At 60.9% G+C, this 15,640-nt stretch carries 11 protein-coding genes; 3 read left to right on the top strand and 8 right to left on the bottom strand.

Translation table 11 applies throughout. The features are described from left to right. Positions 1-160: 160 nt before the first annotated feature. The gene (locus Mhypo_RS00865; protein ID WP_119339471.1) at positions 161-853 is read left to right on the top strand and encodes a DUF3800 domain-containing protein; all 693 of its coding nucleotides are present in this window, start codon (positions 161-163) and stop codon (positions 851-853) included. Between the two features lie 151 nt (positions 854-1,004). Here Mhypo_RS00865 and thrS read toward each other — a convergent pair whose 3' ends face one another. The 3 genes from thrS to Mhypo_RS00880 all read right to left on the bottom strand — a co-directional run bounded on the left by thrS (position 1,005) and on the right by Mhypo_RS00880 (position 6,571). Then, on the bottom strand, positions 1,005-2,963 hold the full coding sequence (gene thrS, locus Mhypo_RS00870) for a threonine--tRNA ligase (RefSeq protein WP_119339472.1): 1,959 nt from the start codon (positions 2,961-2,963) through the stop codon (positions 1,005-1,007). A 965-nt stretch (positions 2,964-3,928) separates the two neighbouring features. Further along, positions 3,929-5,167 carry an MFS transporter gene (locus Mhypo_RS00875; RefSeq protein ID WP_119339473.1) on the bottom strand — a complete coding sequence of 413 codons (1,239 nt, stop codon included), beginning with the start codon at positions 5,165-5,167 and terminating at the stop codon, positions 3,929-3,931. Between the two features lie 177 nt (positions 5,168-5,344). After that, the gene (locus tag Mhypo_RS00880; protein ID WP_119339474.1) at positions 5,345-6,571 is read right to left on the bottom strand and encodes an MFS transporter; all 1,227 of its coding nucleotides are present in this window, start codon (positions 6,569-6,571) and stop codon (positions 5,345-5,347) included. Here Mhypo_RS00880 and Mhypo_RS00885 point away from each other — a divergent pair. Then, a complete protein-coding gene (locus Mhypo_RS00885) occupies positions 6,555-7,544 on the top strand; it encodes a tetratricopeptide repeat protein (protein WP_240637058.1) in 990 nt (329 codons plus the stop codon). The two genes, Mhypo_RS00880 and Mhypo_RS00885, sit on opposite strands and share 17 nt — an antisense overlap. A gap of 43 nt (positions 7,545-7,587) precedes the next feature. On the opposite strand, the gene sixA is transcribed toward Mhypo_RS00885, so the two are convergent. Then, the gene (gene sixA / locus Mhypo_RS00890) at positions 7,588-8,061 is read right to left on the bottom strand and encodes a phosphohistidine phosphatase SixA (protein ID WP_119339475.1); all 474 of its coding nucleotides are present in this window, start codon (positions 8,059-8,061) and stop codon (positions 7,588-7,590) included. Positions 8,062-8,063: 2 nt separating this feature from the next. After that, complete coding sequence (locus Mhypo_RS00895; protein ID WP_119339476.1) at positions 8,064-9,629, bottom strand: Ppx/GppA phosphatase family protein; 1,566 nt, start codon at positions 9,627-9,629, stop codon at positions 8,064-8,066. Between the two features lie 272 nt (positions 9,630-9,901). On the opposite strand from Mhypo_RS00895, the gene Mhypo_RS00900 reads away from it, so the two are divergent. Then, positions 9,902-11,785: a polyphosphate kinase gene (locus Mhypo_RS00900; protein WP_119339477.1), complete on the top strand. Its 1,884-nt coding sequence runs from the start codon at positions 9,902-9,904 to the stop codon at positions 11,783-11,785. 30 nt (positions 11,786-11,815) lie between these two features. Here Mhypo_RS00900 and Mhypo_RS00905 read toward each other — a convergent pair whose 3' ends face one another. The 3 genes from Mhypo_RS00905 to Mhypo_RS00915 form a co-directional block, all read right to left on the bottom strand. Next, a complete protein-coding gene (locus Mhypo_RS00905; RefSeq protein ID WP_119339478.1) occupies positions 11,816-12,796 on the bottom strand; it encodes an ABC transporter ATP-binding protein in 981 nt (326 codons plus the stop codon). Between the two features lie 119 nt (positions 12,797-12,915). Beyond that, entirely contained in the window at positions 12,916-14,397 is a 1,482-nt protein-coding gene (locus Mhypo_RS00910; protein ID WP_119339479.1) for an ABC transporter permease, read from the bottom strand. 123 nt (positions 14,398-14,520) lie between these two features. Beyond that, the gene (locus Mhypo_RS00915) at positions 14,521-15,483 is read right to left on the bottom strand and encodes an ABC transporter substrate-binding protein (RefSeq protein WP_119339480.1); all 963 of its coding nucleotides are present in this window, start codon (positions 15,481-15,483) and stop codon (positions 14,521-14,523) included. Between the last annotated feature and the right edge of the window lie 157 nt (positions 15,484-15,640).

The following is a 15,640-nucleotide window of genomic DNA, read 5'->3' on the forward strand; positions in this document are numbered from 1 at the left end:
TGAATTTGGAGCACACTCGACTGTGACATAACATTGTGACAAAGCAAACACGTTACTACTATCCTATGTAGTAATGTATCTATAGCAGTCGAGAGGTCTGACTTTCAGACCGTGAGAGCAAGGTCTCTCCTCGACTGACTTCATTTTCCCCTTTCCACACATGTACTTGTTGTATGCCGATGAGTCGGGTGCCATAGGGGATCCGGCCCAGCAGCATTTTGTTCTGGCTGGCTTTTGTGCATTTGAGAGACAGGGTTGGTGGATATCAAAAGAACTCGATAAAATAGCTAGTCGTTTCAATCCAGCTGATCCTGGGTCTGTTGAGTTGCACGGAAGCCCCATGTTTGCCGGAAGGGGCAGTTGGAGGAAGTTCGACAAAGCTTATCGTCACAAAGCCATTGCAGATGCGTTGAGGGTTTTGGGGAACTCCCACGTAAGCAACCGCCTATTTGCCAGTGTGGTTAGGAAAAGCGCTGTATCACCAAGGGATCCAGTCGAAGTGGCCTTTGAGCAACTTGCAAGCCGCTTCGATAAGTACCTAATTCGTTTGCACAACAAAAAAGATACCCAGCGAGGGTTAATCGTATTTGACAAAACTACATACGAGAGCACAATTCAAACCCTGGCAACGGATTTTCGAACAAAAGGATACACCTGGGGAATTATCCGAAATTTTGCTGAGGTACCGCTTTTCCTGGATTCAAAGGCATCAAGGCTGATTCAACTAGCTGATCTAGTTGCCTACGCAACATACAGGAACTTTGAAAAGGGCGACTCAACTTTCTATTCTCTGATAGAACACCGCTTAGATGCTGATGGAGGTGTAGTTCATGGGTTATACCTCAAGCAGTGATCTCTATTTCCACCATCATGCTTCGATCCGAAAACTTGCTAAAGCCGAGAGAATGTTTTGGCACCACAAAAACCGCGTTGTTTTCCAGAGATCTGGTGATCGTGGGGCGCTGTTTAGGAATCAATCTGTATTCACTTATCCCAGATGAGATTCATCTTTTAGCCTCCACCCGCCCCTTCATCTCCCCAATCAGCTCCCCCACCGCCAACGTCCGCTGCTCCTTCACGTGCCGCTCGCGCACGTTGACCGCGCCGGCCTCGGCTTCCTTGTCGCCCACCACCAGGATTAGGGGGATCTTTTGCAGCTCGGCGTCGCGGATTTTGGCGTTCATGCGCTCGGGGCGGCCGTCTACCTCCACGCGCAGTTTGTTTTTGCGCATCTGGGTGGCTACCTGGTTGGCGTACTCGAGGTGTCGGTCCGAGATGGGCACAATAACGGCCTGGATGGGGGAGAGCCACAGGGGGAAGTCGCCGGCGGTGTGCTCGAGGTAGAAGGCAAAGAAGCGATCGAAGCTGCCCATAATGGCCCGATGAATCACCACCGGGGTCTCTTTTTCGCCCTTTTCGTTGGTGAACTCGAGGCCAAAGCGCTCAGGCACGATAAAGTCGAGCTGGTTGGTGGCGATGGTGTCTTCCTTGCCCAGCACGCTGCGAATCTGCACGTCCAGCTTGGGGCCATAGAAGGTGGCCTCGCCGATGCCCTCCACGTACTTGGCCCCGGTTTGTTCCAGGGCTGCCCGGATGGCCTTGATGGAGTCGCGCCAGTTGTCGTTTTCTTCGCCAAACTTTTCGGGATTGTGCTCGAAGTCCGGCAGCGAGAGGCGGAACCAGTAGTCCGAGATGCCAAAGTCGCGGTACACCTCGTCGAAAAGTTGAATCACCCGGATGAACTCCTCGGTGACCTGGGCCCTCGAGCAGTAGATGTGGGCGTCGTTCTGGGTGAAGCCTCGAGCCCGCGTGAGGCCACTCAGGGTGCCCGAAAGCTCGAAGCGATACACCGTGCCAAACTCGGCCAGCCGTAGCGGCAGATCGCGGTAGCTTTTGGGCCGGGCTTTGTAAATCATGTGGTGGTGAGGGCAGTTCATGGGCTTGAGGTAGTATTCCTCGCCCTCTATCTCGATGGGGGCATACATGTCGTCTTTGTAGTAGGGCAGGTGGCCCGAGGTGTAGTAAAGCCGGGCGTTGGCGATGTGCGGCGTGTACACATAATGGTAGCCGTGGGCCTGCTCCTTCTGGTACATGTAGTCTTCCATCTGCTTGCGGATAAAAGCGCCCCGGGGCAACCAAAGCGGCAGGCCCTTGCCCACCTCCTCGCTGATGGTAAAGAGCTCGAGCTCCTGCCCCAGCCGGCGGTGGTCGCGGCGCTTGGCCTCCTCCTGCTGCCAGAGGTAGTGTTCTAGTTCCTCCCTGGTACGGAAGGCAATGCCGTAGATGCGCTGGAGCATGGGTCGGCTCGAGTCGCCCCGCCAGTAAGCCCCGGCAATGCCAGTAAGCTTGAAGTGCGGGGGAATGCGACCCGTACTCGGCACGTGCGGCCCCCGGCACAAGTCGGTAAAGCCAAACTGCTCGTCGCCTTGCTTGTAAAAGCTCAGCTCCTCATTTTCGGGCAGGTCTTGAATCAGCTCGGTCTTGTAGGGATCAATGCCAGCGTAGCGCTTCAGGGCCTCCTCGCGTGGGAGCACAAAGCGCTCCAGGGGGAGATTGGCCGCCACAATCCGCCGCATTTTCTCCTCGATTAGCGGCAAGTCCTCTTCGCGGAGGGGCTCGGGGGCGTCCATGTCGTAATAAAAGCCGTTTTCGATCACCGGCCCGATGGCCAGCTTGACCTGCTCCGGCGCATAACCCCGCTCGGCGTACAGCTCGCGCACGGCCTGGGCCATCACGTGGGCCAGGGTATGGCGGAAAAGCTGCACATACTCGGGGTCGCGCTCGGTCAGAATGCGGAGTTCGGCTCCTTCGGGCAGTGGTTTGAGTAGGTCGTAGAGTTCGCCGTTGGCGATGGCTCCAATTGCGGCTTTAGCCAGGCCAGGGCCAATGGCTTTGGCGGCATCGGCTGCGGTTGCGCCCGGTTTTAGTTCCAGCTTTTTTCCGTCGGGAAGTACTGCGTGCATAGTCACCTCAAAAAAAATCCCGGCCCTTTAACCGCGAGCCGGGAGAACCTCCATCGCCTTCAGGCTAGAAGTTCCCCCCAGGTCTGGTAGTCTGCCGAGACCTCATCTTGCCTAGAAGTGTACGTCTGCGCGGAGTGGGAGTCAAATCGTAGACTTCCCGGAGATACCGCAAAAGCCTGTTGACCTCGTTCGAGCCATTTCCCTTACCCCGCCCCTCTTGCAGCGGGAGAGGGGTTTATGAGCACCATTCGTGGTCTTGTCTTGTGTGCCCATGAATGATACCAGATTTGGCTGGTTCATTACCGAACAATAACGAATCAATGCGACCAAAGAGAGACGCTTTCTTCGCCGACCGACAGAGAGGGGTGTGCTCTAGGATTCAAAAAGACAACCTATGGGGTTTTTGGTTTTGTAAAGTGTCTATTTGAATTCGGTATGAGTTGTTCTTGATAGCACCCTCCAGCCAGTTTGTTCCCCAAGTCAATCTGGATTGCCTTGCCGGCATTGAAGCAAAGCTCGTTTTTTAATCTGGCAGGGTTGTTTAACCCTCACCTTAGCCCGTGTTTTTGCCCTGCCGGGGCAGTTTTTAGGGTAGGGGGGCTCGAGGAGGCTTCAATTCTTAATGGTCCACGGTTAGGGCTAAAAGTAAACTCAGTATAACTTTTTGAAGAGGCTACCGCAATAAACAGCGACTTTATCGCTTTATCGGGAAATCCAAGGGAGCGGAATGTATATTTATACTAAGTATAAACTAAGATTATTTATTAGAAAGCACAAACTTGACATTTTGTCAAGGGGTTTACAACCGTTACTTGTTCAAGTATCGTTACGCCCAGGAGGAAAAACATGAAAAAAGCTGCTCGCACAATCCTCATCTGGAACGGCTAAACCTACCACTTGGCTAAAAGCTAAAGTTTTACGGGGGGCGTTACGCCCTCCATTTTTTTTCGCATCTTTTTCCAGGGTTAACCCTCGAGGGGTTCTGGCAGATCCTTCAGGTTGCGAATGGGGGAGAAGAACAGCCAGGTGAAGGAAAACATGGCAATCAGCCCGGCGATGAGCGTGGCCTCGCGGATACCCAGCCATTCGGCCAGCAACCCGCCCAGAATGCCCCCCAGCGAACCCAGCCCAATGCCCACAAACTGGCTGGTGCCACCCACCCGTCCGAGCAAGTGCCTGGGGGTTCGGGCCTGGCGAATGCTCACCGCGTTGACATTGCGCACCACCGTGGAAACCGCTTTAATGAACAGAATCAGGCTGACCAGGACGGCGGCCAGGAGGGGCGGGGCCAGCACCAGGGCGAAGGCTACCCCGGTGAGCGAGGAGATTAGCTGCATTCGGATGATGATCCCGCCGGTGCCCAGCCAGGCAGTAAAACGAGATGCGGTAAGGGCGCCGATAAGCGCGCCCAGCCCCACCACGCCAAAAATGACGCCAATCCAGGCCGGGGGTATTTGAAGTATCCGGTTTAGGAAAAGAATCTGAAGGCCTGCCAGCATCCCGATATGCAGGTTAAAGGTGGCGCTGGACAGCACCAGCGCACGCAGATAGGCGTCGGAAAAGACCAGCCGCAGGCCCTCGCCGATCTCGCTGAAGATTAGCTTGGGGTTGCGGACTTTCTGGGTCTCGCTGCTGGGAATGCGGTTGATCAGAAAAGCCGAGACCCAGTACAACAGGACATTGAGCAAAACGGTGAGGGGCGCCCCAACCGCCTGTACCAGCAAACCGGCCACCCCAGGCCCCGCGACGGTAGCAACCTGGCGGCTGCTCTCGAGCTGGCTATTGGCTGCCACGAGTTGCTCGCGCTCGGCAATGCTTGGTAGGAAAGCGCTTACCGAAAGTTCGAAGAACACCCGCAGCATGCCATAGGCAAAAGCCACCACCCACAACCACTCGATGCTGAGCCAGCCCAACCACCCGGCCAGCGGGATGCTCAGCAGCAAGACACCCCGCCCATAGTTGGCCCAGGTCATGATGCGCTTGGGTGAACCCTGGTCTATCCAGACCCCCGCAAACAGGGTAATGACCAGCCAGGGCAGGGTTTGCAGGGTTGCCAGCAAGCCCATCTGGGCAGGGCTAGCGTTCAGGGTGACGGCAGCCAGCAGCGGCAGGGCTACTTCCAGCACCACTGCTCCAAAGGTGACGCTGCTCTGCCCCCACAATAGGTTGCGAAATCTAGCCGGAATGCCTGGGTTGGGCTTCATCGTGACCCGCAAATCATATGTCAAACCAGAGCTTTGTCCAAGGTTTAACCTCGGCTGTGGAGTGGTTCTGGTGCACGAGAGGCGGGGTACTTTAGATGGAGGCCTGAGCATTGTCGCAGGCCTCCATGCTGTATGGGCTTTTAACTGGCTACCATCGGCAGCGTGATTACGCATTACTTAGCGCGGCTCTACCCCCTCGAGCAGCTTCAAGCGACGGCCCGCATACAGGGCCCAGGCATAGCAGATGGTCGCTACTACCATCGGCCCCACATACCCCACGCGGTCGGCCAGCAAGCCTCCCAGCACCGGCGAAAAGGCCAACAGGCCTACAATGGTGTTGGATAGGCCAATATACGAGCTGCGGGCGTCGGTGGGGGCCAGGTTTACCAGATAGGTGGAGGTGCCCACCCCAATGGAGGCCAGATAAGCCCCTTGGAGCACGAACACCATCCAGAAAGCCGAACTGGGTAGCGTTAGGGCCAGAACGGGGGCCAGAGCCCCCAGAGCAGCGCCGATCAGGATCAGGCTGCGCGAGCCGTAGCGCCGGGAAATTCGTACCCAGAGCAGGTTGGAGAGCACCGAGGATAGCGTATAAACCATCAGGTACAACCCAATTTCCCCCTTGTGGCCCAGTACCCGCACCGCATAGGCTGCGTAGAAGGGTTCAACCATGCTGGCCATTACCAGCAAGATGCGCACCCGCAAAAAGCGGCGAAAGTAGAAGTCGCGGAAAGGCAGGCTGAGCGAGATGCGCTCGGTGCGGATTGCTTTGTCGGGCGGTTCGTCTATCAGACCAAAGACATGCCAGCCATAGGCAAAGGCCAGGGTGCCCAGCGCAAACAGAATGGCGTAGGGGTAGGGGAAAGCCAACGGCAGTTCCAGAATGAAGCGCACCAGAAAGCCCGCCAGAAAGGCCAGGGCACCTCCCACCAGGTTGCGGGCCGAAAATAGCCCGCTGCGGCGCTCCATGGGGATGGTTTTGCCGATGGTCTCCCAGAAAGGGAGGCTCGAGAACCCGGTAAAAAATCCGTTGAGGGCCAGGCCCGCCACAAACACCCACAGCAGCAGGTCGAGGCGCTGCCCCAAAACAAACCCGCCCAGGGCCACAATACCCAGGCTGGCTATGCGCAGTAAGGCCATCTGGCGGTAGAGCACCACCTTGACCGGCAAGCGGGCCACATAAGGAGCTATGAAGACCTGCGGCACCATGGAGCCGGCGTTGAGCAGGGCCGGCATCAGCCCAATCACCCAGTTGGCTGCCCCTAGCTTGGCGGCGAAGGAAGCCAGCACGATGGAGCCATTAAAAAAAGCATCGCCCAACAGCACAAACCAGCCATTGAGCATTGCAAAACGGTAGTTGCGGTCTTTGAGGTCTAGAATACCGGGCGTGTCAGTCTTGGTCATTCCTACGCTGGGCCCCTTTCACATTCTGCACCCGCGCTACAACGGGGTGACGGTAGCAGAGCTGGTCAGAGCACACCAGCCCGAGAAGATATTCCTGGCCTCATATGGCCCCGAAGAACTGGCAGCGCAGCGCTGGCGCGACCAGAACGAGATCTCATTCTTTCATGTTTTGCCCTGGGCCGAAAGTGCGGGCCTCGAGGTAGAGCCCCTGGACGCCCAGTCGGGGCTCAAAGCTGAAGCCGAACTATTTCGCGAAGCCCTGCGCCAGTATCCCAAAGGCCAGCAACTGCTGAGCAAGGTAGAAGCGCTCGAGCAGGGCCTGCATTGGGTGGTGAGTACCCCCCGCACCCCGGAGGATTTCGCCCAGGAGCCGGTATTGCAAGCACTCCGGGGCTACCACCAGGGCCATGTGCAGGCTTTTGGCGAAGGGCCCGCCACCGGCTTCCGCCGGCAGCGCATGGCAGAGGTGGCCGAGCGCTTGCGTGGTTTTGGGGGTTGTGCAGTGGTTCTGGTGGATGTGCTCGAGTATCCCCTGCTTCTGGAGTACCTTCCGCAAGAGCAGCGCCGGCTACCCGGGGCCCATACCCCCACCGAGCCGGAGCGCCAGCGCAGCGTGCTGGACCGGGCCTGGCAACTGAGCGACGCGGACGACTGGGCGGTTTTGTTGCAGCAGTTGCGCGATGTAGAAGGCCCGGAGGCCTTGTACTGTGCGGCGCAAATCTACCTGGCGGCGGGCCAGCTCGAGGATGCCTTCGAACTATTGGAAGAGCTGGTCCACACCGATTTTCAACACCCGGCCTACCTGCCGGGCTATACCCTGGCCCGCTACGGACAGTTGGCCGATGTGATGGGCCAGCGCGATAAAGCGCTTCGGGCTTACCGGGCCGTGCTGGGGCTCTCCTGGGTGCCGGGGGAGGCCCGTGAGATTGCCCAGGCCGGCCAGAGAACCCCTTTCCGGCTCGAGCGCGCCTAACTGTGGGCTGGCCAGGCTCGATGTTCCTGCCGGGTGTTAAGTGTTAATCCCCCAAACGGCGCAGGATCCTGGGCGACCAGAAGCCCAGCAGCTTCATCTGGCCGGGTTTGGGCGTGCCCTCCAGATGGGCTACGCCGCCTTTCTTGAAGGGGAAAGCTGCACCGCCCCGGCGCCCGTGCAGAAGCCAGGCGCACAAGTCGCTTATCCAGGGCTCGTGCCCTACCAGCGCAACCGAGTTTCCCTGAAGGGTCTTGAGAAGTTCAGGGCCGGGCTCGGCGGCCAGGTAAGGGGTTACCTCGGTTTCGCCCTCCAGCAGCGGAACCAAGAGCTCTGCTGTTTGCACCGCACGCAGCCTGGGGCTGTGGTAGAGCCGATCCAGGCGAACCCCCAGGCGCTTTAGTCCCCGCACCACCCCGATGAACTTTTGGATGCCATCCTGGGAGAGCGGGCGGGCCTCGTCGGGTTGGCCCGGCGCTGCATCGAGAGCGATGGCATGGCGTATGAGATAAAGTTGCACACTCAATCCTTCTGCTTCCATTCTACCAACAGCTCGTACCCGAAGGCTTGCTGGAATAACTTGGCCTGCTTGCGCGTTTCAGACATCTCTACCCAGGGTTCTTCCTGGGCCAGCAGGGTCAGGCGCACCTGTTTGGGGCCGATCTCTACTTCCAGGCCCTCGACCCGTCCAACCCGGCTGCGCTCGAGGTACTCGCTGATCCGTAAAAGCGTTGCCAGACGTAATAAGCGTTTGTTGTCGCCCTCCTGCAACACCGAGCGGTAGGCCCCCGGCCGGGGCTCGCCCTTGCGGTGATAGCGCACCAGGAGCCCCAGCAAAACCTGCTCGCGGTGGGTCAGGCCGGGGATGGCTGCGCTCATCACCAGGTACTCGCCGTGCTTGTGGTGGTCGTAGTAGCCCACGCTCATACCGATGTCGTGCAGCAAAGCGGCCTCGTCCAAAAGTTGCTCTTCGGCCTGGCCGTAGCCGTGCAGCGGGCCCAGCAGGCGAAAGAGCAAGCGGCAGAAGTGGCGTACCCGGGCGGTGTGGCCAAAGTCCTGGGGGTAGCGGGCAAAAAGGTTACGCACATAGAAGCCGCGCACGTCGCTCAGCAGGTGGGGGGCGGACAGAAACTCGCGGTAGAAGGCCCCTTCGCGCACCCCCTGGCCGGAAATCCACAGCCCCTCGAGGCCCCCTTCGCGCAGCACCGTACGGTAGACCAGCCCCCCGGCCACGATCACATCGGCCCGGTCGGCCTGGAGGCCCTCGAGCTGCCGCCGTTGCTCGGTGGTGCGCTGGGCTAGAAGCCCCACCACCTCCTCAAGCGCCTCGCGCGAAAGATAGTAGCCGTGGACCAGGTCGAGGGGGTAGTCCCTGCGCCGCTGGGCCAGCTTGGCCAGGTTGCGCACCGTGCCGCCCATCGCCACCAGGGGCAAGGGATGCTCGCGTAACTGGGCCAGCACCGCCTTCATCTCCTTGCGCACGAAGCGCTCGAGGTCTTCGATCTCGCCCTTCTTGGGCGGGTTGGACTTCAAGAACAGCTCGGTGAGCCGCACCGCTCCCAGCGGATAGGCCCGGCCCTCCTGGTACTGACGGCACTTCATGCGCGAGAGCTGGGCGCTGCCCCCGCCCAGATCCATCACCCAGGCGTCTTCAAAGGTGAACGAGTTGGCCACCGCCAGCACCCCGTAGCGGGCCTCGTCCTCTCCGGAGAGCACCTGCACCTGAAGCCCCAGCTTGCGTACCTCGCGCATGAACTCCGTGCCGTTCTCGGCGTCGCGGCTGGCGCTGGTGGCAATGACCCGTAAATCGTCCAGGTCGGTGGCCTGGGCGAAGTCGGCGTAGAGTTTGAGGGCCGACAAAGCCCGCTGCATTCCGCTTTTGCTCAGGCGGCCCTGGGTGGCCAGCCCCTCACCCAGCCGCACGGTTTCCCGAATCTCGTCTACCAGCCGGAAGTGCTTGCCAGGCTCGTAAACATACACCACCAGCCGCGCTGTTCCCGACCCCAGATCCACAATGCCCAGACGATGCACCGCCCCATCGTAGAGCCTTAGCGCTGGAGGCTCAAGTTCTGTCAGGGCTGGCGTCATCTTCCCAGTATAGTTCCGAAGCGTCAGGGGGACGTAAGGACGGGTGTGCAGCAGGGCAGGGTGTCCTTCATCGGAAGCGCCGTGGTTTCATGCAGGGGTCCCTGTGCCCATGCTGGCGTCATGGCCTCATGGCAAGCTTCAGTGAAACAGAAACAGCCTTCCCTAGCTTTGCCCTTGGGCGACACGATAGACTCAGAGCCAGGGTGAAGAAACCAAAAGCCAAAAAGAAAACTTTATACTTCCCTGACAAGGCCGCCCAACACTTGGAGGCGATGCCCAAAAAACCCCCGGCGCCGCGCTTTGTTCCCACCCATCTCACCCAGGAGGCGAGCTGGCTTTTGTTCAACCGGCGGGTGCTGGAGCAGACCCGGCGGCCCGATTTTCCGCTGCTGGAGCGGTTGCGCTTTCTGGCGATCTGGGCTTCCAACCTGGACGAGTTTTTTTCCGCCCGGATTTCGCGGGCCTTTGCCGAGGAGCGGGGCAGCCCGAGCTATCTGGCCCTGATGAACGAAGCCCAGGATCAGGCCGAGGAGGCGGGGAAGCTTTACCTCGAGTTCCTCAAAGCCCTGGTAGGACTGGGCCTGCACATCCTGGAGCCCTCCCAGCTCACCAAGGCCGAAAAGCAGTATTTTGGGGCCTACCTGGCCGAGGAGGTAGCCCCCCTGACCGACCTGATCCGGCCCGAAGCCCTGCCCGAACTGGCCAGCCAGGCCCTGTATTTTGCCTCGGGCGAGGGGCTCTTACAGCACCTGATTCGGCTACCCGAGAGCGTGCCCAGGCTCCTGGAGGTGCCCGGACGCGAAGGGGGCTTCGTGCGGCTGGGGGCCCTGGTGCGCATGCGCAGCGACCTGTTTTTGCCCGGCAACCAGAAGCTGCCGCTGTATGAGTTTCGCCTGATTCGCCTGGCCCAACTGGCCCGTTCCCGTGCCGACTGGGACGAACTGCCCGAGGCCCTCGAGACCCGTCTGGACGGCCAGGTAAGCCACCTCGAGCTCGAAGAAGACTTCCCCCCCCTGTGGGCCGAGACCATCCGGGTAGCCCTGGGGCTGGAGCCCCCGGAGGTTTTCCAGCTACCCCCGCCCCTCGACCTGAGCTTTGTGGCCACCATCGTTGCACACGGGCCCGAAGCCGAGAGGTTCAAACCCATCGTCATCCAGAAGCCCAAGGGTTTCGCTAAAGATCCCTTCGGTTACCTGAACCGGCGCGATCTGCTGCTCTATCACCCCTTCGAGGACTACGCCGCGGTGGAGGCCTTTGCGCAAATGGCTGTGCGAGACCCCAAGGTGGAGGCCCTGCGGGCCACCCTGTACCGCATTGGCGACGAGAACGGTATTGCCCAGTCGCTCATAGAGGCCGCGAAGGCCGGCAAGGATGTGGCGGTGCTTCTGGAGGGCCGGGCCCGCTTCGACGAGCTGGCCAACCTCGAGTGGAGCCTGCGTTTTGCCGGGGCCGGGGTGCGGGTGCTGCCCCTGCCAAGCAAAAAGGTGCACGCCAAGGCCCTCTACGTGCGCCGGGCGGGCAGCGAGTATGTACACCTGGGTACTGGCAACTACAACCCCGTCAATGGGCGGCTTTATACCGACCTTTCGCTCTTTACTGCCCATCCGGTCCTCACCGCCGACGTGCGGGCTTTTTTTGAGGCCCTGGAGCACCAGCAAGCTCCGGTGCTTTCCACCATGCGGACGGCCTCCTTCATCCGCGACCTGCTCTTGGAGAGCATCCAGGCCGAGGCCCACAAGAAGGGCGAGATTATCCTGAAGTTCAACCACCTGACCGATCCCCCCATCCTGCAAGCCCTGGAAGAGGCCCTGAACCGAGGCGCCCGCGTACACCTGATTATCCGCAGTACCCTGACCACGCTCTGGGAAGGGGTGGAAGTGAAGAGCCTGGTGGGGCGTTTTCTGGAGCATGCCCGCGTGGCTGCTTTCAAAAACAAAGGTAAGTGGCGGGTCTGGGCCGGGAGCGCCGACCTGATGCCCCGCAACCTTGACCGCCGCTACGAGCTTTTTTTTCCCATTCTGGATGCGCGGGCAAAGCGCAAGGTGCTGGAAATTCTGCAGGCTCAGCTCGCCGACGATCGCAACAGTTTTATCCTTTTGCCGAAGGGAATGGAGCGACGCTGGGGAGGTAAGCGCGATGGGCAGCGGCTGGGGTAAGCTCGGCCACCTTCGGGCCGCCACTCTGCATTATTTTTGGGGTGTGGGAAATACCGTTAAGACCTTCACCGGCGTCAGCCGAACCTGCTCCTCCAGCCCAGCATCCAGCTTGACTACCGCTTCTCCCACCCCCAGATCCACCCGGCACAGCCGCTCGCCCCGCCCGCCGAACACAGCCAGCACCTTCGCGGGCAGGCCTTCGGCAGCCGGAACCAGGTCTTCGTAGCGGAAGGCCAGCAGGCCCGGCCCGCTCTCCACACCCTGAACGCTCCAGGCCAGGCCGTTCAGGTGAACTTTTCCTTCCTGAACCTGTACTTTGAGCAAGTTCAAACGCCCGAAGGCCCGAGCAGCCGCGAGGGTTTGGGGCTGGGTATACACCCGGGTGGGGGTATCTACCTGCACGATGCGTCCGGCGTCCATTACCGCCACCCGGTCGGCCACCGCCAGGGCCTCGTCGGGGTCGTGGGTAACGTGGAGGGCGCTCACATGTTCGGCCCGCAGGAGCGAGGCCACCTCGAGCCTGAGCTCTTCGCGCAGCACCGGGTCGAGCGCCGAGTAGGGCTCGTCCAGCAGCAGCAAACGCGGCCTGGCCGCCAGGGCTCGAGCCAGGGCCACGCGCTGCTTCTGCCCCCCTGAGAGCTGGTGGGGTTTGCGGGCATCCAGCCCACCCAGCCCCACCCGGCCCAGCAGGTGATGGGCCAGCGCCCGGTCGGGGGCTTTCATCACCAGCAGGAGGTGATCTAAAGCGCTCAGATGGGGCCACAGGGCATGATCCTGGAACACGTAGGCCAGCCCGCGCTTCTCGGGGGGTTGGTGGGTCACATCCTCGTTGCCCAGGAAAATGCGCCCTGCGTCGGGCTCGAGCAGCCCCGCCACCAGGTTCAGCAGGGTGGTCTTGCCCGAGCCCGAGGCCCCCAGTACGGCCACAATCTCGCCGGGCGAAAGGTGCAGGCTGGCACCCGACACCCCCGCCTTGCCAAAGTTTTTGGTGATGTTCTCCAGACGCAACATGTATGGAAGTCTCAGGGGTAACTCTGAATAGCCGATGGTCTATAGTCTATGGCCGATAGCGAGAAATGGTTCAAAAAAATCGTGGGCTACTTGCTACAGACACTCGTACGCAAGCTAACCTAGCCCACCACGCCCCGGCGCGGTACCAAAAGCAGCAGCAGCGACAGGGCCATCAGCATCAGCCCGATGGCAGCAGCCTCGCGGAAGAGCCCGCCGTTCAGCGCCGACAGCACCGCTACCCCCAGGGTCTCGCTCCCCGGTGCGTACAGCATGGCCGACAGCGTAAGTTCGGCCAGGCACAGCGGCAGCACCAAAAACACCCCGGCGGCCAGGTAGGGCCGCAGCAGGGGGAAGCCAATCTTCCACCAGGCCCACCCATGTCGCAGGCCAAACAGCTTGCCCACCGCTACCAGCCGCTCGATGCCGCTTTCCAGCCCCGCCTCCATCGAGCGCAGCATCAGTGCGGCAAAGTTGAGCAGGTATGCCAGGAGCAGAATCCAGGGGGTGGCATAGACCGGGGTGGGGGCCAGCAGCAGAATCAGGCCAATGGCCAGCAGGGTTCCGGGCAACAGGTAGTGCATGTCCAGCACCTGCCGCAGTCGCTTCAGGGCCCCGCGCTGCGGGGCCAGTAGCAGCCCCAGCAGCAGCAGTAAAGCTGTGGCCAGGAGGGCCAGCAGCAGCGAGTTGAGGAGCCCCAGCCGCACCAGCGGCAGCTCCCAGGCTGCCCCAAAAGCAGGTTGAAAGGCGCCGGTAAAGGTGTTGAAGAAGGCCCGGCGCGCCAGGCCCACCAGTGGAAACACCACCGCTATCAGCGCGAACAGGACGAAAGCGATTCTGGCCGCCAGACCCAGCCTGGGTTGCAGAAGCCGGGGGGAGGGTTCGCCGGTCGGTTGACTCCCGAGCAGCAGGGCCGGAACCGCCAGCAATCCCAACAACAGCCCAATGGCTGCCGCCTCGCCCAGGGGGTCGGGGCTGGCGGGGGAGAAGAGCCGAGCATAGGCCAGGGTGGGCAGCGTGTAGACCTGGGCGGGTAGCCCCAGCACCGCCGGAACCCCGAAGTTGCCCAGCAGGGTCAGGTAGAGCGCACCGAAAGCCGCCACCAGCGCCGGAAACAGGGGGGGCACCAGTGCCCGTACACGCTTCCAACCGGTTACGCCATGCACCTCGCTGGCTATGAGCAGCGGGGCCAGCCTGGATTCCAGGGCGGGGCGCAGCAACAGGTAGGCTACCGGAGCGTAATGGGCCGTCCAGGCCAGCAGGATGCCGCCCACCCCATAAGGTTGCAGGTTCACCAGTTGCAAAGCATATAAAAACCCCAGCGCTCCCACAAAGGGCGGCACCAGATAGGCGGGCAGTAGCAGCGCATCCCACCCCGGCTGCAGCCGTGCCCGGAAGGCCAGCCAGGCCAGCCCGCCCCCCACCCCCAGGCACAAGAGGCTGCCCACCAGCGCCAGCAGCAGCGAAACCCCTGCCAGGTCGAGCACCCGGGGCAGAATGGCCAGGTCGCCCAGCCCACGCCAGGCCAGCACAAGAAGCGGCATGGCTACCCCCAGCGAGAGGAGTAGCCAGAACAGGGTGATAAGGGGTTGTCGCCGGAGCATCAGCGCTATCCTAGCAGTGAGGTGAGCATAGCGGTCATGCGGATGCTGAGCTTACCCAGACTACAAACCACAAACGCCTCGTTTTCGGCCTCGAGTCTGTAGCTTTAGGCTTCTGGCAACCCCCTAGCGCAGGTTGAAGAGGGTGTTGAACTGCGTCAGCAAGGTTTGCCGGTTGGCCTGGATATAGTCGGCTGCCGAGGGCACCGAGAGCACCTCCCCGCTCACCCCAGCAGGGCGGGGGGCCGAAGCGATAACGGGAACATAGCCTTGCTGAGCAAAGAGGGCCTGGGCTTCGGGCGAGAGCAAAAAGCGCAAGAAGCGCTCGGCCAGCGCGGGGTTCCGGCTGCTGCTCAGAATGCCGATGGGGGTGGGCACCAGAATGGCCCCGTCGCGGGGGTAGATCACCTTGAGTGGTGCCCCCTGGCGGATCAGGTCGCGGATGCCAAAATCGGTGATGATGGCGATGCCATACTGCCCCTCGGCCAGCTTTTGCTGAAGGATAGGGTTGGACTGCTCGACCTTAAGGCCGTTGCGCTGGAGCTGCTCGAAGAAGCCAAACCCAAAGCGCTGGCTAAAGGTGCCCAGGGTGGAGAGGGCGGCCCCGGAGAAGTTGGGGTTGGGCATGCCCACCAGGTCGCGGTACTCGGGCTTCAAGAGGTCGCGCCAGGAGCGCGGTTCGGGGAGGTTGCCCAGCTTGCGGGTGTTCACGGCGATACCGTTGTAGAGGAGCCGTACCTCGTAGTAGCGCCCACCCTGGTAGGCAAACTTGACCGGAAAGCCCGTGGTCGTAGCCCGCACAGGGCGCAATCGGTTGGCTGCGGCCAGCTCACGGAAAAAAGTCTCGTCGGCTACCCACAACAGGTCGGCCTGGGGGTTATTGGCTTCCAGCTCGGCCCGCAGGCGGGTAATCACCTCGCCAGTGCCGCTGCGGAAGACCTGCACGTTGATGCCCGGATTGGCCCGCTTGAAGAGCTCAATCATGGGGTTGACGTTGGTCAGGACTTCCGAGGTGTAGAGGGTGATGGTTTGTTGCTGGGCCAGAGCCAGCCCTAAGGTAACCAGAGAAGCCAGAAAGAATCGTCGCATGAAGCCTCCAGTAAGGGTTAGGGTTTTATCCCGTAACAGATTGTGCCTTGCTCATTGTCAGGCGGCTGTCAGAACGGACTTGGTCTTGGGCTACTAAAGCCTCGGGAAAGCCGTGCTGAGCGGTAGTCTTTTGGACAAGAGCAGCAGGGCGCTTGTG

This window comes from Meiothermus hypogaeus (genome assembly GCF_003574035.1).
Taxonomy (GTDB): Bacteria; Deinococcota; Deinococci; order Deinococcales; family Thermaceae; genus Meiothermus; species Meiothermus hypogaeus.